The following is a 23,772-nucleotide window of genomic DNA, read 5'->3' as shown; positions in this document are numbered from 1 at the left end:
ATTTTTATTATTATTAGTCGCTCAGTATAGCCCTCATTGTTGCAATATTGACATTGAACTAAAGGCGCTTTTACAGGCCAAAACGGAGTGTCTTCATTTAGGTCCTTATTTATGCCCCATGCTCTACCTGTAGAATTGAGAAATCACGCCGGCGCTGTTCGCCTTGCTTTTGATGCTTTTGGTAAGCGCGAAAACCCCCCAATCATGCTAATCATGGGGCTAGGGGCCCAGCGCATTTTCTGGGAAGATGGGTTCTGTAACATGCTCGCCGAACAAGGCTTCTGGGTGATCCGCTTCGATAATCGAGATGTGGGAGAGAGCACAGTACTGGCTGATAGCTTGCCTCCGAATTTATTGCAGTTGGCGGCAAGTGGATTGTTTGACGCAACAGTTTCTACCCCATATTCATTAAAAGATATGGCAGATGATGTGGTCAGTTTGATGGCGCAATTAGGGATCACTAAAGCCCATATAGTGGGCGCATCAATGGGAGGAATGATAGCTCAGCTATTGGCCATACATCATCCGCAAAACGTCCTGAGCTTGACATCTATTATGTCTAGTACCGGTGATAAAAACCTCTATAAGCCTGACAAAATGGTATTACTTAAGCTGTTGAAACCGATGCCTAAAGAGCGTGAAAAATGCATCGAAAGTGGTGTTGAATTTTGGCGATTACTGCATGGTCATTTTTATACCTTCGACTTACCTCGAACGCAAAATCTAGTGCGGCGAGCTTATGAAATAGGGGTTAGCACAGATGGAGTACTACGCCAGTTTGCTGCTATTTTAACGGCTAAGGATCGCACCAGCGATCTGAATCGCTTATCTTTACCAACATTGGTTATTCACGGTGAGGGTGACCCCTTGCTTCCAGTGAATAACGGCCAAGCAACCGCGAGCGCAATTGATAACGCGATATTGAAAATTTATGCTGGAATGGGGCATACGTTGCCCATTGAATTGTGGCAGTCTATCGTTAGCGATATAGCAAACATCGCACACAGTGCAGATTTAAGAAAGGTCAGTGAGCGACTAAAAGCCGCGGTTTAGTCTAGTAAGTCGCCCTGAATAGGCAGGTGTGGGGGAGGCGCGTCTTGGCTACGCTTACGCGCAAAAGCACGTTTTTTACGCAGAGCACAAGCCTTCACAATCTTACTTTTTACTTGATCGTCTAAGTTGATCCAGTGCAACCGTTCTTCTCTAGAGCGATAACAGCCTAAGCAATATCCACGCGGGCCTGCTTGGCAAACGCCAATACAAGGACTTTCAATGTGGAATATTTCAAGTTGCTGCAACAGGATGTTCCTATTTGAGGGATAACATAAAGTTTACGTCGAGCGAGGGACAATTGGTACTGTTTAGGTGACACAAACCGGTTGGCAAAATACTAGAAAGCCAACTAGGGTGCGAAACCCTAGTTGGCTTTTTTATATCAGATTGTGTAGAACTGAGGTGCTTGACCTACCAGATTTTTACACGATCTTCCGGTTTCAAATACATATTGTCGCCTTCTTTCACGTCAAACGCTTTATAGAATGCATCCACATTGCTAACGATACCATTCACGCGGTACTCACCAGGTGAGTGGGGATCGCTAAGCAAACGTGCGCGAAGAGCATCTTCACGCATCTTGCTGCGCCACACTTGGGCGTAACCCATAAAGAAGCGTTGATCGCCTGTTAAGCCATCAATTATTTTGCCCTCTTTATCACCTAATGACATGTGATATGCCTTGTAACCTATGGTTACACCGGCTAAATCACCAATGTTTTCGCCAAGGGTCAACTCGCCGTTAACGTTCTGACCAGGGATAGGCTCGAAAGCATCAAATTGGGCAACAAGTTTTTTGCCAAGCACATCGAAAGCGACGCGATCTTCGTCGCTCCACCAACTACGTAGATTGCCTTCACCATCGTACTTTGAGCCTTGATCATCAAAGCCATGGCCGATTTCATGACCAATGACTGCACCGATTGCGCCATAGTTGACGGCATCGTCAGCGGTCATATCAAAAAACGGTGATTGCAAAATACCCGCTGGAAAGACGATCTCATTACGCACTGGGCTGTAGTAAGCGTTGATTGTTTGCGGTGTCATGCCCCAATCAGCTTTATCGACAGGATTGCCAATTCTAGCGACATCTACGGCGTGATCAAATTCGAAATAACGCAGATAATTGCCAACCAAGTCGTCTGCGGCAATGGTTAAATCATCGTAATTCAACCATTTATCTGGATAACCGATTTTAGGTGTAAATTTTGCGAGTTTTTCACGTGCTGCTTTCTTCGTTTCAGGCGTCATCCACTCGAGTTGATCAATGCTTTCACCGTACGCTTTGGTCAAGTTTTTAACTAACTCATCCATTTTTGCTTTTGCTTCTGGGGTAAAGTGACGCTCAACATATTGTTGGCCTAATACTTCACCTAACACGCTACTGGTTGCGGCGACGGCACGTTTCCAACGGGGTTGCTGCTCGGGGATACCATTGAGAGTTTTTGAATGGAAATCAAAATGCAGATTCACCAGTTCTTCATCTAAACGAGAGGCGTAAGCATCGAGCAAATTATAAGTGAGATAGTTCTTCCAAACTTGCACGTCATGGTTTGCGTATATCTCGCCTACGGCTTCAAAGTAAGGCATGTTGCGCACGATAATTTCATCCACACTGCTGATACCGCTAGCAGCAGCATAAGCCTGCCAGTCAAAGCTATCGCCCATTAAGCTGGTTACTTCTTGCACGCTGCGTTTGTTGTAGTTTTTTTCTGCATCACGGCTTTCTACGCGCGAGATGTGCTTGGAGGCTATGTCTTTTTCTAAATCCATTAACTCTGAAGCGGCTTGCTCAGGGTCACTTAAGCCAGCTTTTTCTAGTAGAGCTGCCATGTATGTTTGCGTTGCATTACGGAAGTTAACAAATTTTTCTTCGTCTTTACTGTAATAGTCACGATCAGGCAGGGTCAAGCCGCCTTGCACTAAGTACATACCAACAACTTCAGGTTTCTTGGCATCAGGTGACACATAGAAGTTGAAGATCCCGCCAATACCTTTGGTGTAAAGCTCACCAAATTTAGCCGATATTTGCTTCATATCACTGATATCGTTAATACTATCAAGCTCAGCTTTAAGTGGTGAAAGGCCTAACGAGTTGGCTAATTCAACGTTCATGTAACTGTTATACATGTCGCCTAATTTTTGCGTATTGGTGCCTTTCTTGGCGTTGCTGTCAGCAGCTTCTTGGATGATGGTTTTAAGATGATCTTGGGTATCATCATATAACACGTTGAATACACCATAACGAGACTTGTCTCCTGGAATCTCTGTGGTTTCAAGCCATGTACCATTTACGTAACGAAACAAGTCGTCTTGAGGACGAACGGTTTTATCAATTGCCGTTAAGTCGATACCTGATAGTTCAGGGGCCTTTTTCTCAGCGACTTTTGTGATTTCTTGTTTTGTTTCTGACTCTTTTTCAGGGCTAGGACTACACGCGCTCAAACCCAATGCAATGCATACACTCATTGCTACTAAAGATAGCTTTTTCATATTTTTCCTTGTGAAGTGATGTTACACCATTATGCCTAAAGTTCGTGATACGTCACGAGAACGGGCAGTGCACTCACTTTTATTCTGTCGTTTAGGCAGCGAGCAGTCTAATGTCAACAACCGTTAAGTGCAAAATCCTTAACTCTAAGAATCGCATAATAAGTGTGATAATTTGTAACACACTGCATTTAGCTGAATTTCAGATAACTCCAGCGTATTTCACGTTATAAAGGTTATTCATCGAGTCATCGCTGTTGGAAATAAGAGCTAGAGCATATCGGGAGCAATAAAAAAGGGCCCTGAGGCCCTTTTAAAATCTAACGTGCAAGCGGTTAAAAAATATTACTTTTTCTTTTTCGCTTTCGGGTTAGGCAAATCTGTAATGCTACCTTCGTACATTTCAGCAGCCAGACCAATAGACTCATTCAAGGTAGGGTGAGCATGGATAGTCAATGCGATGTCTTCAGCATCAGCTCCCATCTCGATCGCTAGACCGATTTCGCCTAGCATTTCGCCTGCGTTGGTACCCACAATGGCACCACCGATGATACGGTGAGTGTCTTTATCAAAAATAAGCTTAGTCATACCGTTGGTAGCAGCAGAAGCGATTGCTCGACCGGAAGCTGCCCAAGGGAAGTTAGCTGTTTCAAAGCTTATACCTTGCTCTTTTGCTTCTTTTTCAGTTAACCCCACCCAAGCCATTTCTGGCTCAGTGTAGGCAACAGAAGGAATGCATTTCGGGTCAAAGTAATGCTTCATACCAGAAATAACTTCAGCCGCTACATGGCCTTCATGTACGGCTTTGTGAGCAAGCATAGGTTGACCTACTAGGTCACCGATAGCAAAAATGCTGCTAACGTTGGTGCGCATTTGCTTATCAACATTGATAAACCCGCGCTCATCAACGGTTACACCAGCTTTGTCAGCATCAACTAACTTACCGTTAGGACGACGACCCACTGCAACCAATACTTTGTCGTATTTAACCGGTTCTGCCGGTGCTTGTTTGCCTTCAAACGTCACGTACAAACCGTCATCTTTCGCTTCAACCGCAGTCACTTTGGTTTCAAGCATGATGTTGAATTTATCTTTAACGGTTTTTTGGTAAATCTTAACGATGTCTTTATCAGCTGCTGGCACCAATTGATCCAAGAACTCAACCACGTCAATTTGTGAACCTAACGCACTGTATACCGTACCCATTTCAAGACCGATGATACCACCGCCTAGAACTAGCATTTTACCAGGGATGTCTTTCATCTCTAGGGCGCCAGTTGAGTCGATTACCCGGGGGTCATCTTGAGGGATAAATGGCAAGCTAACAGGCTCAGAGCCGGCGGCAATAATAGCGTTGTCAAAAGAAATTGTGGTCGTGCCGTCGTCGCCTTTCACTTCAAGGGTGTTACTGCCTGTGAATTTGCCGTAACCTTGCACGTGTTTCACTTTACGCATTTTAGACATGCCAGCGAGACCACCAGTGAGTTTGTCAACTACACTGTCTTTCCAGTCACGAATTTTGTCTAAATCAAATTTTGGCGCGCCAAAATCGACACCATGAGCCGATAACGCTTTAGCTTCTTCGATTACCTTTGCTACATGAAGCAGAGCTTTTGAAGGGATACACCCTACGTTTAAGCACACACCACCTAGCTTGCTGTTTACGTCAACAATTACTGTTTCGATTCCTAAGTCAGCAGCACGGAAAGCCGCGGAATAACCACCAGGGCCCGCACCAAGCACTACCAACTGAGTTTTAATTTCACTCATTTTGACCTCAATCTATTGATTTTCTTCCAGACTCTAGGAAATTCTACCTAGCCGATGTCTGGTTAGCAAAGAAAAGGCGATAACTTTTTGTACATTATCGCCTAGCTGTTCGTTACAGTAACATTTCGCGCAAGTCACCTAGGACTTTGCCCAAGTGTACAGCGAAGCGTGCGGCAACTGCGCCATCAATGACTCGGTGATCGTAAGACAAAGATAAAGGCAACATTAGCCTTGGTTCGAAGTCTTTACCGTTCCATTTCGGCTTCATTTCACTTTTAGACACACCTAATATGGCGACATCTGGCGCATTTACAATAGGGGTAAACGCGGTTCCGCCAATTCCGCCTAGGCTGGAAATGGTAAAACAACTACCTTGCATGTCAGCCGCCTTCAGTTTGCCGTCTCGCGCCTTGATGCTTATATCCATCAATTCTTTCGATAGCTCGTAAATGCCTTTCTTATCAACATCACGTACCACAGGTACAACTAAACCGTTTGGTGTTTCTACCGCAATACCCACGTGGAAATACTTCTTCTGGATCAAGCTTTCACCTGATTCAGACAAAGAAGAATTAAACACGGGGTACGCTTGAAGGGCATCCGCTACGGCTTTCATCATGAAGACCAATGGCGTTATTTTAAAGCCAAGCTTTTTCTTCTCAGCAACCACATTTTGCTGCTTACGGAACGCTTCTAAGTCTGTGATATCAGCTTCTTCAAACTGAGTGACGTGTGGGATAGTGACCCAGTTGCGATGCAAGTTCGGTCCAGAAATCTTCTGGATACGAGTCAATGGAATTTCTTCTATTTCGCCGAATTTGCTGAAATCAACTTTAGGTGGCGCAAGCACTTGTAAACCGCCACCGCCAGCATTAACCGAAGAACCTGAGGTCATCTTAGGACGAGACAATTCATACTTAACGTAAGATTGAACATCTTCTTTTAACACACGGTTTTTAGGGCCAGTGCCTTTGACTTGGGTTAAATCAACACCAAATTCACGAGCTACACGACGTACCGAAGGTGAGGCATGTACTTTCCCTGCTTTACCGCGCTCACCCGCTGAAGGATGATGAGGCACAGGGGCTGATTTAGGGGCTTGTTGCGCAGGCGCTGATGCTTGTGATGCTTGTGGCTCAGGTGCTTTAGGTGCAGCCTTAGGCGCTGCTTTCACAGCGCTACCAGCGACTTCAAGCAGAAGCACGACTGAACCTTCTGAAACCTTATCACCAACGTTGATTTTAAGCTCTTTAACCACACCCGCTTTAGGTGCGGGGACGTCCATGGTCGCTTTGTCTGTTTCAAGTGTGATTAAACCGGTTTCTTCTTCGACTTCATCACCAACTGCAACTAAGACTTCAATGACATCGACATCAGTGTCGCCACCGATATCCGGTACAGTCACTTCAATCGTTTCAGGTTCGCCAGAGGTTTGTTCTTCTTGTGCTGCAGGGGCACTTTCGGCTTGAGTTTGCTTTTGAGCCGGCGCTGCTTGTGCTTGAGGTGCAGAGTCAGCTTGCGCTGGCGCACTACCTGCGACTTCAAGCAAAATCACTAATGAGCCTTCAGATACTTTATCACCAGTACTGAGCTTCACTTCTTTAACAACACCTGCTTTAGGTGAAGGAACGTCCATAGTGGCTTTGTCTGTTTCAAGGGTGACAAGGCCTGTTTCTTCTTCGATGCTATCGCCGGCGGCGACAAGGATTTCAATGACCTCAACATCGGTGTCACCACCGATGTCGGGTACGGTCACTTCAATCACTTGTGCTGCTGAAGAAGCCGCTGGTGCTTCTTCTTTCGCAGGGCTGGCAGCTTCAGTCTTAGCAGGCTCAGGGGCTTGCTCTTGAGACTCTTGAGCTGCGGGTGCGCTGTCACCACTGGACATTTTCATGATCAGTTGGTCTTGGCTGATTTTGTCACCGACCTTGACCGAAATATCACTGATTTTACCAGCGAAAGGGGCAGGGATATCCATGCTCGCTTTATCGCTTTCTACCGTGATAAGGGATGCTTCTGCGTCAACGTCGTCGCCAACAGCAACAAGTACTTCAATGACTTCTACTTCGTCGCCACCCACATCGGGTACCAATACATCTTTTATATCTGACATTTTGATTTAATCCTCAATGGTTATGCGTAAAGCGGGTTAATTTTATTTTGATCAATGCCATATTCTGCAATCGCATCTACCAATACTTTCTTATCGATGTTACCCGCTGTAACTAATTCACGAAGGGCAGCAATGACCACGAATTTAGCATCTACTTCAAAATGATGACGCAAGTTAGCCCGGCTATCTGAGCGGCCGAAACCGTCTGTGCCTAGCACTTTGTATTGACCAGGAACAAACGCACGTACTTGGTCTACATAAGTTTTGATGTAATCCGTTGCTGCGATAGTTGGGCCATCAAAACCGTCGTTTAATACTGTCGTGATGTAAGGAACGCGTTGCTCTTTTTCAGGATTCAACAAGTTAAAGTGCTCGCAATCCAAGCCGTCACGACCCAACTCATTGAATGAGGTCACGCTGTAGACTTCTGATGCAACAGAGTACTTGTCATGCAAAATCTTAGCAGCTTCACGTACTTGCTCTAAGATGGTGCCAGAGCCAAGCAGTTTCACCTTGGTCTTGTTGCTGGCGTTACCTTGATGCTCAAGTTTATAAATACCTTTGACGATACCTTCGCTAACGTTATCAGGCATAGCTGGTTGAACGTAGTTTTCATTCATTACGGTCAGGTAATAGAACACGTTCTCTTGCTCTTCAAACATCCGGCGCATACCGTCTTGAACGATAACGGCAATTTCGTAACCATAGGTTGGGTCATAAGACACACAGTTAGGAATTAAGCCAGCTTGAATGTGGCTGTGACCATCTTGGTGCTGTAAACCTTCGCCGTTGAGGGTTGTTCTACCCGCTGTACCGCCGACTAAGAAACCGCGTGTTTGACTGTCACCCGCTGCCCACGCCATGTCACCAACACGTTGGAAACCGAACATTGAGTAGTAAATATAAACAGGGATCATAGGCAAATCGTTGGTCGAATATGACGTACCAGCCGCAACAAACGAGGCCATTGCGCCTAGCTCGTTAATACCTTCTTGCAGTACTTGGCCCTTTTCGTCTTCACGATAGTAAGCCACTTGATCTTTATCTTGAGGGACGTACTTTTGACCGCCATTGGAATAGATACCAACTTGACGGAATAAGCCTTCCATACCAAACGTACGAGCTTCATCAGGAATGATGGGCACGACGCGAGAACCGACTTTTTTGTCTTTCAACATAACGGTGAGTACACGAACGAAGGCCATAGTGGTCGAGATTTCACGATCACCCGATCCTTTAGTAATCGCTTCAAACGCTTTAAGAGGAGGAGCAGGTAAGTCTTCAGTGCTTTTTGCAAGACGTACTGGCATATAACCATGTAGCGACTCACGGCGGGCACGCATGTATTTCATTTCCTCACTGTCTTCAGCAAATTTGAAATACGGCAAGTTTGCAATATCTTCGTCTGCAACAGGAATATTAAAACGGTCACGGTATTCACGTACCGAATCCACGTCCATTTTCTTCACGTTGTGAGCGATATTTTTACCTTCACCTGCTGAGCCCATGCCGTAACCTTTAACGGTTTTGGCTAGGATAACCTGTGGACGACCTTTGGTTTCAGTTGCGCGCTTGTACGCAGCGTAAACTTTAACCGGATCGTGACCGCCACGGTTCAAGCGCCAAATGTCATCGTCTGACATATTTGACACCATTTCTTTTAACTCAGGGTATTTGCCAAAGAAGTTCTCACGTGTGTAAGCACCGCCTTTCGCTTTGTAGTTTTGGTATTCACCATCAACCGTTTCGTTCATCACATCAAGCAATTTGCCTGATGAGTCGCGGGCCAATAGTGGATCCCAGTAACGGCCCCAAATAACTTTCAATACTTCCCAGCCTGCGCCGCGGAACGTGCCTTCTAGTTCTTGGATAATCTTACCATTACCACGTACCGGGCCATCTAGGCGCTGTAGGTTACAGTTAATGACAAATGTTAGGTTGTCTAGGCCTTCGCGTGATGCAAGACCAATAGCCCCCAAGCTTTCTGGCTCATCGACTTCACCGTCACCCATAAAGCACCATACGCGTTGATCTGAACAGTCTTTCAGGCCTCGGCTGGTTAGGTATTTTAAGAAGCGCGCTAAGTAAATCGCCTGCATCGGGCCTAAGCCCATAGATACAGTTGGGAACTGCCAGAAATCAGGCATTAATTTAGGGTGCGGATAAGATGAAACACCTTTGCCGTCTACTTCCTGACGGAAGCCGTCAAGTTGGTCTTCGCTTAGACGCCCTTCAATAAATGCACGTGAGTATATTCCAGGTGACACGTGACCTTGTACGAACAAGTAATCACCGCCATCTTTCTCGTTAGGTGCGCGGAAAAAGTGGTTAAAGCCTACATCGTACAACATGGCAGAAGAGGCAAAACTTGAAATATGGCCGCCTAGCTCTAAGTCTTTCTTAGAGCCGCGAAGCACCATCATCATCGCGTTCCAGCGAATGGCTCTGCGGATGTTGGCTTCAATGGTTTGGTCACCTGGCATGGTAGGCTCTTGGCCTGCAGGGATCGTATTGATATATGCTGTGGTCGCATCATAAGGCAAATACGCACCATTGCGACGGGCTTTTTCTACTAAGCTTTCTAGCAAATAATGCGCACGGTCAATGCCTTCTTCTTCTAATACTGCGTCTAAGGCATCTAACCATTCTTGCGTTTCTTGTGGATCCACATCCGGATGCATCATATCAGCCATGGTGCTCTCCTATATTTAAAGTTGTTTATCAAATTTACTTTTATTTCAGTAGCACTTATGTAGTGCATACCGGTCATAAAAGCGATTCATTGTTTACTTAAAACGACTACTCTTTTACTTCTATTCTTCGCAACGCTCTTTGTATACGCATGTCTTGACGATTAATATCTAACAAGGTTTTTTCTATGTATCCAAGGTGTTCGTTACTTGCCTCGCGAGCCAATTCAGGGTCACGGTTAATAATGGCTTGTACAATATTTTTACGTTGAGAATTAATCATCAGCTGAGCGTCAGGGTAGGCAGATAAAAAAACTAAATTTCGATAAATATTATCTTTTAAAAGGGCTTCGAAGCTGCGCATAACATGTAATAACACCACGTTATGGGCTGCAATAGCCATTGTTAGATAAAATTCAACCAATGCTTCGGCTTCTTTATTGTGATCACTTTGCTGCGTTGCACTGGGTAAGTTTGACAGTGCATTTTGCAAGGCGTCGTAATCACTCTGTTGTCCCCGCAACGCAGCGTAATAAGCTGCCATTCCTTCGAGCGCGTGGCGAAATTCCAATAAATCAAATTGCGTTTCAGGCCGCGTGGTCAACAAGGCCATTAACGGGTCGGTGAGCAACGTGTTCATCCGACGTTTTACAAATGTTCCGCCGCCTTGCTTGCGTTCAACTAATCCTTTGGCTTCCAATTTTTGTATTGCTTCACGAACGGAAGGGCGAGACACCGCAAACTTTAATGCCAGCTCACGTTCAGACGGCATTTTTTGTCCAGAAAGAAAAGTGCCGTCAATCAACATGGATTCAATTCGCTCCATTATTTCATCGGACAATTTTTTTGTACGAACATGCTGCATGTCGTGTAACCACTCCTGTCTTTTAAAATCGCACGCTCGGGACGTAAAACATGCAAATTGGACAATTGGTAAGACCAATTAACCCAATAGCTTAGAGCAGTATCGCCATTGGGTAAATGTCTATTTGCTTAAAAGGAGCTGAATAAAGTAAAAAAAAGTGAACAGATAACCCAAATTGCGGGAGATTAAGGGGATTTAGCCCGGCTGGTCTGATGTGTCAACTGAGCCAACCACCAAGGGTTAATCCAGCGATAACGGCCATTAAGAATAGAATATTTCGTTTTGCTAGCTTGACGAGAGTACAAGGCTCTTCAGTGCAATTGCGTTCATTTGGCTCGATATCTTCTGCCGCTCTAGACACATCCACCAGTAATTTCTTAGCGGAAATGCTCGGCGTGAGAAAGTGTCCCAGCCAAATAGGTAGCGCACGAGAGAAATGCCCAACCAACAAAAAGCCTAAAGAGGTGATGCGTACAGGCAACCAATCAAGAACATGCATGAGTTGATTGGCGGTTTTATTCTCAAAGGCCATTTGAGATTGAACCGCCCGCGCCAATACGTAAAAAACAGCGCCTGGTGCGCCAAGTAGTACAAAGAATAAAATGACAGCGGCATAGTGGCGATAATTTTGCCAGACTAAATTTTGCCCGAATGTGGCCGAGATCTGTTCGCTCTCACAGATTTGGTCTTCGTATAAGCTACACGCTTCCATGTCACCGCGATTAGCGGCTTGTAAATAGCATTTGTAGGTTGCACGAACGCTAGGGCAGCCCATGCACACCATGAGTATGGTCGTGCTGATGATAAACGCGATAATCTGACCAACAGCAAAGCTTAAAAAACAAAAAATAATCACAGGGGGAATGACAATCGCTACAAGTAAAAATAGCAATGACGTGTCACTCGATAACCCATCGCGCTTTTGCCACGCAGCTAAGTATTTAGTGCTATAAAAGTCGGCCTGCCAGTATCTGGATTTAGTCGTCACGCGCTCCACAAAAAGCACTAGTAATAAACTGATCAAGGTCATGTCTTATTCCTCACTCTTATTTTTATCATTATTTTTATATTTTGTTAAAGACACAAACCTTGTCTTAGGCGTTGCCAGTTGAATGACCTTCCTGGGTCCGTTTTTCGGCCAGGGGCAATATCATTATGCCCTACTATTCGGCCAAGTGTGATTTTTGGGTAAGCCAGCATGATAGCCTTGGCGAGTTGCTCTAATGCGTCATACTGCTTTGTCGTATAGTCGCTGTCATCAGTTCCCTCAAGCTCAATGCCGATGGAATAGTCGTTACAACGCTCACGTCCTTGAAAACTGGACACCCCAGCGTGCCAAGCTCGTTCATCAAAGGGCACAAACTGAATGACTTCACCCTCACGCTTAATCACGCAATGGGCTGACACACGCATTTGGTGGATCTCTTCAAAGAAAGGGTGTGCAGCTGGGTCGAGCTTGCCGACAAAGAAGTCTTCAATGTAGCTATTATCGAACTGATTTGGCGGCAGCGATATATTATGGATAACCAAAACGGAAATATCTTGTGGGTCTGGGCGTTCATCTTTGTGAGTCGTTGTGATGTGCCGCGCTTGCACAACGCTATGCTGCTTGATGGTTAATCGAGTGGAAATATCAGATGGTGATAATGAGGACAACACAGCAACCCTGTTAAATCTCAGTGAGGTTGGTATTATTTAACGTCACAAGATAAAAGTCGAATCGAATATGCCAAAAGATGGGCCATTGCAGGCCGCACAGACTGACCAAAGCCCAATGGGTAAATGGATGCTAATATTGGCTTGGGCCGCAGGGTTGGGCCTTTTGACCTTATTGTTTCATAAACAACTTGCTCAGCAACTTAATCCTAATATGACGCCACAAAGCCAAACCCGAGGTGAGCGTATCGAGGTACAACTGCAGCAAAATCGATACGGGCATTACGTCACTAGTGGTTTAATCAATGCTCAGCCGGTTGTATTTATGTTGGACACTGGCGCGACTAATGTGTCAATCCCCAGCGCGCTCGGTCCGTCGCTTGGGCTAACGCCCGGTCGTCAAGCTTGGGTGCAAACAGCCAATGGGCGTTTACGCGTCTCACAAACCAGTATTGATGAACTGCAAATTGGCGGTATTGTTTTACGCAATGTCACGGCGCATTTAAATCCCGGTATGATGGGCAATGAGATATTGCTTGGGATGAGCGCGTTGAAACAAGTAGAATTCGCGCAAAGAGGCGACCAGCTAATACTGCGAAGCGATTAACGCTTTGCTCATCGTTAAATTTTCCTATTCATAAATAAAGAGTCAACATGTTACAACACGCAATTCAAGAGGCCGTTAAAGCCGCATTACTCGAAGATTTAGGCGGTCCAGACTGCACCATGGGCGACATTACTGCCAACCTCATCCCTGAACCTCAGCAAATCGTGGTGAACATTATCACGCGTGAAGATTGCGTGCTTGCGGGTAAGGAATGGGTGAATGCGACATTCATGCAGTTGGACGACAATGTTGACATCAATTGGCATGTAGAGGATGCGCAGCACGTTAAAGCAGATACCGTATTGTGTCAGATCAGCGGTAACGCCCGGGTGATTTTGACCGGCGAGCGAACAGCGTTAAACTTCTTACAAACCTTGTCTGGTACTGCCACCGTTGTAGCTGATTATGTACAAGCTTTAGGGGACAGTAACACCAAGCTGCTGGATACCCGCAAAACCCTTCCAGGCATGCGCCTAGCGCAAAAATATGCCGTGACCTGTGGCGGTGGCAAAAACCATCGTATCGGTTTGTTTGATGCATATTTGATTAAAGAGAACCACATTTTGGCCTGTGGCTCTATCGCTAATGCGATAGGAAAAGCGCGTGAAATGCACCCTGATATTCCTGTTGAGGTGGAAGTAGAAAACCTAGAAGAACTCAAACAGGCATTAGATGCGAAAGCGGATATTATTATGCTGGATAATTTCTCATTACAGGACACGCGTCAAGCCGTCGCATTGACCCAAGGTGCGAGTAAATTGGAAGTGTCCGGTAATATCACCAAAGAGCGTATTGCTGAACTTGCACAAGTGGGAGTGGATTACATTTCAAGTGGTGCACTCACCAAACATGTGCAAGCCATTGATTTATCATTGCGCGTGGTCGGTTAATTTTTGATACTGCCTTATTTTTCAATAGGATCTGGTTGGTAATGAGTTAAGTTACTAATTTCATAAACCTAGGTATAGCCCTGCATACTTGTCAGTTGGTCGGGGCGTTCTATACTGAACTGGAATTAACAACACGCCTTGTTACAAAATTGTGACTAGGGCCCAACTTACAAAACATGCACCGAGCAAGTGCAGGAGAGCTCCATGAACACAACTGACATCAATACAGTCGCGACAAAAAAACAAAGCGGTTTTACCTTAATCGAATTAATGATCGTGGTGGCCATCATCGGCATCTTAGCCATGATAGCTCTACCTGCCTATCAAACTTACACCGCAAAAGCCGGCTTCAGTGAAGTGGTGTCAGCCGCTGGCCCAGCTAAAACGGCTGTTGAAATCTGTGTGCAAACCGGTATTCCGGCAAACTGTGATGATCTTGCCGATCAAGCTGGCTGGGCGTCAGGTGAGCTAGTAAACACCGTGGTGATCTCAGGAACAGAAGCAGCTGGATACGTTGTAACTGTCACTCCTAACGCTGATGTGCAGTCTGGTGTTACCGCCGCTCAAACTTATGTGTTAACCGGCACCGTTGCTGCTGGCTCGGTCAACTGGGCTACTTCAGGTGGTTGTATTGCTGCTAACTTATGTTAATTAGCTAATAAAACGAATTTCTGCCCAGCCTCTTGCTGGGCTTTTTCATTTAAGAGAGCGCCCTATGCCAAAAGCCACCACTACCTTTGTATGGAGCGGAGCCAACCGTAAAGGTCAAACTGTGAAAGGGGAGATCAGTGCGGTATCGGTATTAGAGGCAAAAAACCTGTTACGTCGCCAAGGCGTATCGGCTAAGAAAGTCAAAAAGCTCTCAAAGCCTTTCTTTGGTGCTCAGAAAATCAAACCCGTGGACATCAGTATTATCTCTCGGCAAATCGCGACGATGTTAAGCGCTGGGGTCACCTTAATTCAGACCATAGATATGATAGCGGGTGGGCATAACAACCCGAATATGCGCAAAATGTTGGGGGAAATAGGCGGCGAAGTAAAAGCGGGTAATCCTTTTTCAAGTGCGCTGCGCAAACATCCAGAGCAATTTGATGATTTGTATTGCGATTTAGTGTCGACCGGAGAGCAATCGGGTGCCCTTGAAACCATTTACGACAGGATCGCCACGTACAAAGAAAAGGCTGAAGCGTTAAAATCAAAAATTAAAAAAGCCATGTTTTATCCGGTGGCCGTTATTGTAGTGGCCTTTATTGTCACCACCATATTGCTCATATTCGTGGTACCGCAATTTGAAGAAATTTTCAGTAGCTTTGGTGCTGAGTTGCCGGCATTTACTCAGTTTGTGTTGGCTATTTCCCGCTTTTTGCAAGACTACGGTCTGTTCGTGGGGGCTGGCTTAGTGGTAGCGAGTATTGTATTCAGTAAGACTTATAAAAAATCAAAACGATTACGAGACAGCCTAGATGGCAAAATGCTTAAAATCCCTGTGATTGGAGAAATATTAAAAAAAGCCGCGGTGGCGCGCTTTAGTCGCACCTTAGCCACGACTTTTGCTGCGGGCGTTCCCTTAATCGGTGCCCTTGATTCTGCCGCAGGAGCGTCGGGTAATGCGGTGTTTCGGGATGCTATTTTATTCGTTAAAAAAGAAGTCGCTGGCGGTACGCAAATGAATACGGCCATGCGCGCCACGGCTGTATTTCCTGATATGGTGACACAAATGGTTGCTATTGGTGAAGAGGCCGGCGCAGTAGATGATATGCTGAGTAAAATCGCGACGATATACGAAGCAGAAGTCGACGATATGGTGGATGGCCTAACCAGCTTACTAGAGCCTATGATAATGGCCGTGCTTGGGGTGGTGATTGGTGGTTTGATTGTTGCCATGTATTTACCGATATTCGAAATGGGTAATGTCGTTTAAGGAGTAAAAAGGCTGCAACAGCCGTACAATCTGTCCTGAGGCCTAGTTTCGCCTTGCCTTTTCTGGCAAGCTAGCGACCATTAATCGCCTTTAAAAGCTCTGTACAATGGATGCAATTTTTCAGCTGATGGCTGACTCTCTCATTTTTTTCCTCGGTTTTGTTTTTATCATTAGCTTGATGATAGGTAGCTTCTTGAATGTGGTTATTTATCGCTTACCCATTATGATGGAGCGCAGCTGGAAAGCGGATTTTCACGCGCACTTTGATACTGACACAGCGCTCGAAAATACGCCTAGCAAGACACCTGCTGAGCTTGCAAATTTTAACCTTGTGAAACCTGATTCGACCTGTCCAAACTGCCAGCATAAAATTCGGGCGTGGGAAAATATCCCGGTGCTAAGCTGGTTGTTGCTTAGAGGGAAATGCAGCCAATGTCAAAACGCTATTTCAGTTCGTTACCCTCTTGTTGAGCTAGGCACTGCATTTTGCTCCGTGTGGATAGCCTGGCATTTTGGTTATTCTTGGTCAGCGCTTGCAGCCGTGGTGCTGACTTGGGTCTTAGTTGCGCTGATTTTTATCGATATTGATACCATGTTGTTGCCTGACCAGCTCACGCTACCGTTACTGTGGATGGGATTACTGTTCAGTATTATTAACCCTGACGTAACACCCACAGATTCGATCATAGGGGCGACCACAGGCTATTTAAGTCTTTGGTCTGTGTATTGGGCATTCAAGTTACTCACAGGTAAGGAAGGTATGGGGTATGGAGACTTCAAACTACTGGCTGCGCTTGGTGCTTGGTTAGGATGGCAGTATTTGCCTATCGTTATCCTCATGTCTTCATTGGTTGGCGCTGTTATTGGAATTAGCATATTGACGATTCAGGGCAAGGACAAAGGTCAAGCGATTCCCTTTGGACCGTATTTGGCCATTGCTGGTTGGCTAACCTTGTTATACGGAGATTGGATTTCTGACTATTACTGGCAGTGGGTTGGCATACGATGAGCAACATCATGATAAAAAGATACGAGAAAGCGCTATGAGTAACTATGTTGTTGGGATCAGTGGGGGAATTGGCAGCGGTAAAACGACTGTTACCAACGAGTTCGCCAAGTTAGACGTTGATATTATTGATGCGGATGTGATTGCCAGAGATGTGGTAGCCCCGGGTACCAAAGGTTTGCGCGCCATAATTACTAAATTTGGTACAGGGATTTTAGATCAAGGGCAATGCCTTAATCGGCGCGCACTACGGGAGATAATTTTCAGTGATGAGCAGGCTAAAGCGTGGCTCAATGCGTTACTACACCCCCTAATAAGACAAGAAACCTTGCGTCAAACAATCGAAGCGACGTCAGCCTACTGTATGTTAAGCGTCCCGCTACTGGTTGAAAACGGTAGTTACAAAACTGTCGATAGGGTTCTGATCGTCGATGTGCCCGAGGAAATGCAATTGCAGCGAAGCATGGCGCGGGATAAAGCAGGTGAGACGTTGATCAAGTCCATTATGGCGTCTCAGGCGACTAGGCAACAACGGCTTGAGGTTGCTGATGACGTGATAGATAATAGTGGCAACGAAATCGCGCTGGTAAAACAGGTTGCTAATCTTCATCATAGCTACCTTAAGTACGCTGGCGCTATCGACCAGTCTTGATTTAAGCTGATTATCGACGTTGTATAGCTGTGTCGATGCATTAAATCGAATGATAAACAAATTGGACTTTTTGCTGTCCAACTGTTTACGCTTTTTTTCATACCTACATTCACATAACTTTGAGAGAGTAATGCCCCAAGCCATTTACGAATTTCCGCTCAATGAAAAGGTCAGAACTTATCTGCGCCTAGAGCAACTTTTTCAACAATTAAATCAAGTGAAAGAAGCCACCAAGAGTTGGCAATATATTCAGTTTCTATCTTCATTATTCACTTTGTTAGATTTACTTGAGCGTTTGGATCTTCGCACAGACGTGCTAAAAGATATTGAAATACAAGAAAAAAACCTTGTTCTATGGTCACAACACCCCAACATTGATAACGACGCTTTACAGTCTGCTTTGCAGCAGATATTGCGTTTGCGTGAAGAGCTTAAAAGTGCCAAAAAATTCGGTTCAGATTTAAAAGAAGACCGCTTTCTTGCAGCGATACGCCAACGTTTTTCCATACCTGGAGGCACCTGCAGTTTCGATTTGCCAAGCCTACATTATTGGCTGCAACAGCCTTTTGAGCGAATTCAAGGAGATATCAAAGGATGGATGTCTGACATCGATCTAATCGATCGCGGCTTACAAGTCATTCTGGCATTTTTGCGCGAACGCGGCCGATTTGTACCAATAGAAGCGGCGAAAGGTTTTTACCAAGGCATTGCGGATGATAAAAATGAGCTTATCCGGGTTATCAGTGCAACTGATCAAGGTTACTACCCCATGTTAAGCGGCAATAAATATCGCTATGCGATCCGGTTTATGTTGTTCACACCGAATATGCAGGGCTCAACAACAGTGGACGAACACGTAACGTGCAAGTTGGCCTGTTGTTGACCAGCAACGATTTACGATTTGAAAGAGGAGCCGGTCATGAAGGTGAATTGTCCGTCATGTAAGACATCGGTCGAGTGGCATGAAAGTAGTCCATTTCGACCCTTTTGCAGTAAGAAGTGTCAGCTAATTGATTTAGGTGAATGGGCAGACGAACAAAAAGCGATACCCTGCGGCCCCTCAAAAGACGCAGAAACGTCACAATTACCTGATATAGAAGAGATTGAGGCGATGCTGAGTCAGCAAGGAGACGACTTTTTCAAAGCGTGAGTTTCAACGCAGGAGCATTTAGGCAAAACCTCTTTCTTTAATCGATTAATTAGATTTAGCTGATAGATTTTAATTGTTTTTTATGTTCTTGGTGGTGGGCTATAGTAGCTACATCAAATTGATTAACCCAATAACTAACTGGAGATATTATGTCTAATCCAAATTTTGCAGATAAAACAGGCCAACGTGTTCCTGATGTGACTTTCCCTGTACGTGTGAACGACGAATGGGAAAAACGTACTACAGATGAAATATTCTCAGGAAAAACCGTCGTCGTGTTCTCTTTACCTGGTGCATTTACGCCGACTTGTTCATCTACTCACTTACCGCGTTACAACGAACTGGCGAAAGTGTTTAAAGCCAACGGTGTAGATGAAATAGTATGTGTTTCTGTAAACGATACATTCGTGATGAACGCATGGGCGCAAGACCAAGAAGCGCAAAACATCAGCTTATTACCAGATGGTAACTGTGAATTTACTGACGGCATGGGCTTGCTTGTTGATAAAGCAGACCTTGGGTTTGGCAAACGCAGCTGGCGTTACTCTATGCTGGTAAAAGACGGTGTGGTAGACAAGATGTTCATCGAACCGGATTTACCAGGCGACCCGTTTGAAGTATCTGATGCTGATACCATGCTTGAGTACATTGCTCCAAATGCGGCTAAACCCGCTCCTGCAGCAATTTTCACTAAACCTGGTTGTCCTTTCTGTACCAAAGCAAAAGCTTTGTTAACAGAAAAAGGTTACGAGTTTGAAGAACTTGTGATGGGCAAAGAAATTACTTTCACTGGTATGAAAGCTATTTCAGGTAACGATACTTGGCCGCAGGTGTTCATCAATGGTCAGCACATCGGTGGTAGCGATGAATTGGCAGAATTTTTTAACAAATAAACTTATCGCAATATAAATACTGTAAGGGCTAACCATGTTAGCCCTTTTTTATGGGCGAGAAAAATGCCACCCGTGGTAATCGATGGCACTGCCAGCTATGATAAGGTCAAAATTTATTAGACAGACACCTATTTTATGTCATTTAAGCGATTGGTATTTAGACCATTATTAACTCTCACTCTTATATTACTAACTGTATCGCAAGCTAACGCTACCGTCACCGCTGGTTTAGCCAAGTTTGATCAGCTTTATCAAAACCAACTAGGCCAGATAATATCTTGTTCAAGTCAGCCATCGCATCGTCATAAGGTGTGCTCTTCGCTGCTAAAAAATGAAGGTAACGCCCCGTTCGTTTTGCATCACGGTGACAAAACCCAAAAGGTGTTTGTGCTTTTTCATGGACTCAGTGATTCACCTTTTTTCTTAACGACGATTGCCCAGTCGCTATACGATCAGGGCTACAACGTGTTGGTTGCTCTACTGCCTGGTCATGGTAAAAAAGAGGCTGATGCAGACATGCAAGATCCTGAATTGGCGGCGCGTTGGCATGATAATGTACAAAATATGATTGGCTTAGCACCGGAGTTTGGCACTGATTTATATATCGGCGGATTCTCTACTGGTGGTGCGCTGGCTGCGCAATATGTGCTGGAAAACCCAAATGAAGCAACAGGATTACTGCTGTTTTCTGGGGCGTTAGCGCTAGATCCAAGTGTTGAGACCATGGCCAATATTTGGGGCATAAAGTGGTTGGCCAAAACGCTAGATGGTGATTATCAAAGCGTTGGGCCGAATCCTTTTAAATACCCTAGTGTGGCGCGTTATTCGGCGTTTCAGTTAACGGACGTTATATTCTCAGTTCGCGACTTGATAGAACAACAAAAGCCGCTGGATATTGCTCTTTTTGCGGCGCACTCTGAGGCGGATAACACCACGCCCATCTCCGGCGTGAAAGACCTGATAGCATACAATAAAGGTAAGAGCATTTTATTTTCCATTGAGAATGATTTAGATGTTTGTCACGCGGATTTGGTGGTAAATAACGAGCAAATCCAGCAAATGGACTTTGATGAAAGCCAAGTGACTGAAATTCTGCCGTGCAGTGTGCCAAAAGCAAATCCGAAACACCAAAAAATGCTTGGAGCCCTTCAAGCGTTCATAAGCAAACAATAGCGCAGTGTAGGCCTTATGGATAATGAGGCCTGAAAGCCGCTAGCAAAATAAATTGATAGCTTTCGCGCGCTTATATCCCAATATCAATGAACAAAATGATCCGCCAGCACACTGCGTATTAATCTAAGCACAGGTCTTACTTGCGGATATCTTATTATGTACACCTTATATGGTTCAGAAGTCTCATTGTATACGGGCAAAATTCGCGCGTATCTTAAATTTAAGCAATTACCTTTTACCGAAGAGCTATCCACCGTCAAGGTGTACAAAAATATCATTCGCCCTCAGACAAAAGTGGCGTATATTCCTGTTGTAAAAACACCGCAAGGGCAGTACTTACAAGATACCGCACGTATTATCGATCATCTAGAGGGGCAGCATAGCGAGCGTTCTATTACACCTACAGCACCAAAACAGCACTTGGTCAGTGAGTTGTTCGCGTTGTGGGGAGATGATTGGTTAGTGATCCCAGCTATGCATTATCGTTGGAATAAAGACAACTTTCCTTTTATTTACCAAGAGTTCGGGCGGGTCGTTGCTCCTAAAGCCCCTGGCTTCATTAGAGCGTATTTCGGTAAAAAACTGGCTAAAAAGTTCAGTGGTTTTGTGCCGGTTCTGGGAATTACACCTCATTCTATTCCCAGTATCGAAGCGTGGTATGAAAAAACAGTGTTGCATCATTTGAATGAGCATTTCGCCACGCATAAATACCTGCTCGGCTCTCGCCCATGTGTGGGAGATTTTGGGTTGATGGGGCCATTATACGCCCACTTATATCGCGACCCAGCCCCAGGTAAATTAATGAGAAAAATTGCACCGAATGTGGCCGCATGGGTAGAGCGAATGAACAAACCAGAAGTAGAGCTTGGTGAGTTTCTGCCGGATGATGACATTCCTAAAACCTTGCTGCCCCTGATCCAGAACATGTTTGAACAGCAGTGGCCTGTACTTAAGAGCACGGTTTCAGCACTCAGTGAATGGCGAGAGGCTAATCCCCATGAGCATTTTATTCCGCGCAGTATTGGTCAACATAGTTTTTCAATTAACCAAGTGTCGGAAAGCCGTGCGATATCAAGTTTTCATCAATACAAGTTACAAAGAGTGCTAAACACATACCAGCAGTTAAGCGCTTCGGAAAAAGAAAACGTCAACGTTTTTTTAGCGAGTGTAAAAGCTGATAACTATCTGCAGATGACAGTGAAAGACATGGTGACGATGGAGCATAATAAGTTGGTTTTTGCCTAAGATTGAGTGAGCTGTACAAGTCTAATGATGGGTTGCTGGGCTGTTTTTTAGCTATAGTCATAAACTGGCACAGCCCTGAGTCAATTTGGCGTTATATAGGAATAGTTAATTCAAAGCGCACGCCGCCGTTGACACTGGTGTGGCAATCGATTGTCCCTTTTAAAAACTTGACGACTAAGTTGTAGCAAATATGCATGCCAAGGCCGTTTTCACTATTTTTATCAACAAGGCTGAAATAGGGCTTGTATAAATTGCTAACGCTCGTTGGCTCCATGCCCTGACCGTCATCAATGTAGACAATATGCAAGCATGGCCGATCCTCGATATATGTGTTGCTCGCATGAATGGTAATCTTTCCAGCCTGATTATCTGTATAAGCATGTTCCACTGAGTTGATAATGAGGTGGGTCAGTACTTGCCCAATTGCGCCGGCATGACAAACAACAGACAAATCACTCGGTATATCCAAACATACTCTGTGGCGGGTGGTTTTTAATCTGGGCTTGAGTGATAGCAATACTTCAGTCAAATAATGACAAAAGTTGATTTCACGCTTACTGCGTTGGTGCTGGTCTTGCACCAATTGGGTAAAACTCCCCATCAGTTGGTCAGCTCGCAGCACATTGCGCTTGATGATACCGAGTGCGGTGCGAGAGTCTTGATGAAACTGCTTTAGCTCAGATTTTTTCAGTAAATTGTTTGCTAATTTCTGCTCACAACGCTCATTGCCCGTTTCCACATGCGATGCGGCCGTCAAAGCAGCGCCTAAAGGGGTGTTCATTTCATGAGCGAGGCTTGAAAGCATAGTGGTCAACGCAGTCGCGCTCTCCATTTCGACGAGTTGCTCTTGAACATGATCCCGTTGATACAGCGCTTTTTGTAGCACGAGCTTCGATTCATCTATCTCTTGTTGTTGCTGAGCGATTTGCATGGCTTGGGTTTTTTTAAGTGAGCGTAGCTGGCGTGTATTGGCTTCATTGTGCATAAGCTGGCAAAGCGCTGAGCAGAGTATATCTATGCGCGCTTGTTGCATTTTCGACACTGTTGTATTGGCAATATTAAATGCACTCACCACAGCTAAGAGTTCATTTGAATGGGTGACAACTGGAAGGGCAATGCAATTATCGATTGATAGCTTCTGTGTATCCTGATGCAAGGCTGCCCAATTCGCATCTGCACTTATATTAGCGATGAGTTCTGTCTGCACGTGGGATAATACGCTGTGGGGCAAGCTTTTAGCTTGGGTACCATTTAGGGCTAATATGGCATTTAATAACGTATCAGGTGTGGACAAGTTCAATGCCACAGATACGCTGTTGTTCAGCTCTGTGCGCCACAGAACTAGATATTGGCTGTTCAAGGTTTCTTGAAATAACGTCCCCAGGGTATGTACAGCACTTGATGTTTCACCAAGCAACGCTGCTAGTACATCTGACTTAAAGCTATCAATGCTCAAGCGTGTGCGCTCTGCAAAATGTGCTGTCATGCACTGGGTCATACCTCGACGTTTGGGCTTTTTATCGCACACCTTCAATTTAATGTTGGCGGCTTAAGCCTCTTTATTATGGGGGAACAGTCACGTTGACTTTTGCTTAGCC

At 45.1% G+C, this 23,772-nt stretch carries 21 protein-coding genes; 12 read left to right on the top strand and 9 right to left on the bottom strand.

The window, feature by feature from the left end; genetic code table 11:
- The first annotated feature begins 111 nt into the window (after positions 1 to 111).
- On the top strand, positions 112 to 1,053 hold the full coding sequence (locus AC0VYA_RS16915) for an alpha/beta fold hydrolase (RefSeq protein WP_475489035.1): 942 nt from the start codon (positions 112 to 114) through the stop codon (positions 1,051 to 1,053).
- On the opposite strand, the gene AC0VYA_RS16910 is transcribed toward AC0VYA_RS16915, so the two are convergent.
- The 8 genes from AC0VYA_RS16910 to ampD all read right to left on the bottom strand — a co-directional run bounded on the left by AC0VYA_RS16910 (position 1,050) and on the right by ampD (position 12,640).
- Positions 1,050 to 1,298, bottom strand: coding sequence for a DUF1289 domain-containing protein (locus AC0VYA_RS16910; RefSeq protein WP_475489034.1), 249 nt, complete (start codon positions 1,296 to 1,298; stop codon positions 1,050 to 1,052). The genes AC0VYA_RS16915 and AC0VYA_RS16910 overlap by 4 nt on opposite strands.
- Positions 1,299 to 1,464: 166 nt before the next feature.
- Positions 1,465 to 3,546, bottom strand: coding sequence for a M13 family metallopeptidase (locus AC0VYA_RS16905; protein ID WP_475489033.1), 2,082 nt, complete (start codon positions 3,544 to 3,546; stop codon positions 1,465 to 1,467).
- Positions 3,547 to 3,888: 342 nt separating this feature from the next.
- Positions 3,889 to 5,313, bottom strand: a complete 1,425-nt coding sequence (gene lpdA / locus AC0VYA_RS16900; RefSeq protein ID WP_011576088.1) for a dihydrolipoyl dehydrogenase — start codon at positions 5,311 to 5,313, stop codon at positions 3,889 to 3,891.
- A gap of 112 nt (positions 5,314 to 5,425) precedes the next feature.
- Complete coding sequence (gene aceF, locus AC0VYA_RS16895) at positions 5,426 to 7,426, bottom strand: dihydrolipoyllysine-residue acetyltransferase (protein ID WP_475489032.1); 2,001 nt, start codon at positions 7,424 to 7,426, stop codon at positions 5,426 to 5,428.
- A gap of 20 nt (positions 7,427 to 7,446) precedes the next feature.
- Complete coding sequence (gene aceE, locus AC0VYA_RS16890; protein WP_011576086.1) at positions 7,447 to 10,119, bottom strand: pyruvate dehydrogenase (acetyl-transferring), homodimeric type; 2,673 nt, start codon at positions 10,117 to 10,119, stop codon at positions 7,447 to 7,449.
- A 106-nt stretch (positions 10,120 to 10,225) separates the two neighbouring features.
- Positions 10,226 to 10,981 (bottom strand): GntR family transcriptional regulator, encoded by a 756-nt coding sequence (locus tag AC0VYA_RS16885; RefSeq protein ID WP_475489031.1) that lies wholly within the window; start codon positions 10,979 to 10,981, stop codon positions 10,226 to 10,228.
- A 217-nt stretch (positions 10,982 to 11,198) separates the two neighbouring features.
- A complete protein-coding gene (gene ampE / locus AC0VYA_RS16880) occupies positions 11,199 to 12,011 on the bottom strand; it encodes a beta-lactamase regulator AmpE (RefSeq protein WP_473475540.1) in 813 nt (270 codons plus the stop codon).
- 44 nt (positions 12,012 to 12,055) lie between these two features.
- Positions 12,056 to 12,640 (bottom strand): 1,6-anhydro-N-acetylmuramyl-L-alanine amidase AmpD, encoded by a 585-nt coding sequence (gene ampD / locus AC0VYA_RS16875; RefSeq protein ID WP_473475539.1) that lies wholly within the window; start codon positions 12,638 to 12,640, stop codon positions 12,056 to 12,058.
- Between the two features lie 67 nt (positions 12,641 to 12,707).
- On the opposite strand from ampD, the gene AC0VYA_RS16870 reads away from it, so the two are divergent.
- From AC0VYA_RS16870 to AC0VYA_RS16820, 11 genes are all read left to right on the top strand, one after another.
- Positions 12,708 to 13,244 (top strand): retropepsin-like aspartic protease family protein, encoded by a 537-nt coding sequence (locus AC0VYA_RS16870; protein WP_475489030.1) that lies wholly within the window; start codon positions 12,708 to 12,710, stop codon positions 13,242 to 13,244.
- A 47-nt stretch (positions 13,245 to 13,291) separates the two neighbouring features.
- On the top strand, positions 13,292 to 14,134 hold the full coding sequence (gene nadC / locus AC0VYA_RS16865) for a carboxylating nicotinate-nucleotide diphosphorylase (protein ID WP_475489029.1): 843 nt from the start codon (positions 13,292 to 13,294) through the stop codon (positions 14,132 to 14,134).
- Positions 14,135 to 14,338: 204 nt separating this feature from the next.
- Entirely contained in the window at positions 14,339 to 14,785 is a 447-nt protein-coding gene (locus AC0VYA_RS16860; protein ID WP_475489028.1) for a pilin, read from the top strand.
- Between the two features lie 64 nt (positions 14,786 to 14,849).
- Positions 14,850 to 16,055: a type II secretion system F family protein gene (locus AC0VYA_RS16855; RefSeq protein ID WP_473475534.1), complete on the top strand. Its 1,206-nt coding sequence runs from the start codon at positions 14,850 to 14,852 to the stop codon at positions 16,053 to 16,055.
- A 106-nt stretch (positions 16,056 to 16,161) separates the two neighbouring features.
- Entirely contained in the window at positions 16,162 to 17,064 is a 903-nt protein-coding gene (locus AC0VYA_RS16850) for a prepilin peptidase (RefSeq protein ID WP_475489027.1), read from the top strand.
- Between the two features lie 34 nt (positions 17,065 to 17,098).
- A complete protein-coding gene (coaE, locus tag AC0VYA_RS16845) occupies positions 17,099 to 17,713 on the top strand; it encodes a dephospho-CoA kinase (protein WP_475489026.1) in 615 nt (204 codons plus the stop codon).
- Positions 17,714 to 17,843: 130 nt separating this feature from the next.
- Complete coding sequence (gene zapD, locus AC0VYA_RS16840) at positions 17,844 to 18,596, top strand: cell division protein ZapD (protein WP_475489025.1); 753 nt, start codon at positions 17,844 to 17,846, stop codon at positions 18,594 to 18,596.
- Between the two features lie 36 nt (positions 18,597 to 18,632).
- A complete protein-coding gene (gene yacG, locus AC0VYA_RS16835) occupies positions 18,633 to 18,863 on the top strand; it encodes a DNA gyrase inhibitor YacG (RefSeq protein WP_011576075.1) in 231 nt (76 codons plus the stop codon).
- Between the two features lie 149 nt (positions 18,864 to 19,012).
- A complete protein-coding gene (locus tag AC0VYA_RS16830) occupies positions 19,013 to 19,756 on the top strand; it encodes a redoxin family protein (RefSeq protein WP_473475529.1) in 744 nt (247 codons plus the stop codon).
- A gap of 135 nt (positions 19,757 to 19,891) precedes the next feature.
- On the top strand, positions 19,892 to 20,929 hold the full coding sequence (locus AC0VYA_RS16825; RefSeq protein WP_475489024.1) for an alpha/beta hydrolase: 1,038 nt from the start codon (positions 19,892 to 19,894) through the stop codon (positions 20,927 to 20,929).
- Between the two features lie 156 nt (positions 20,930 to 21,085).
- Positions 21,086 to 22,174 (top strand): glutathione S-transferase family protein, encoded by a 1,089-nt coding sequence (locus AC0VYA_RS16820; protein WP_475489023.1) that lies wholly within the window; start codon positions 21,086 to 21,088, stop codon positions 22,172 to 22,174.
- A 91-nt stretch (positions 22,175 to 22,265) separates the two neighbouring features.
- On the opposite strand, the gene AC0VYA_RS16815 is transcribed toward AC0VYA_RS16820, so the two are convergent.
- The gene (locus AC0VYA_RS16815) at positions 22,266 to 23,660 is read right to left on the bottom strand and encodes a sensor histidine kinase (protein WP_475489022.1); all 1,395 of its coding nucleotides are present in this window, start codon (positions 23,658 to 23,660) and stop codon (positions 22,266 to 22,268) included.
- Positions 23,661 to 23,772: the final 112 nt, after the last annotated feature.

It is taken from the genome of Paraglaciecola sp. QJM3NY_14, assembly GCF_056173245.1.
This window is presented reverse-complemented; position numbering and strand designations above follow the sequence as displayed.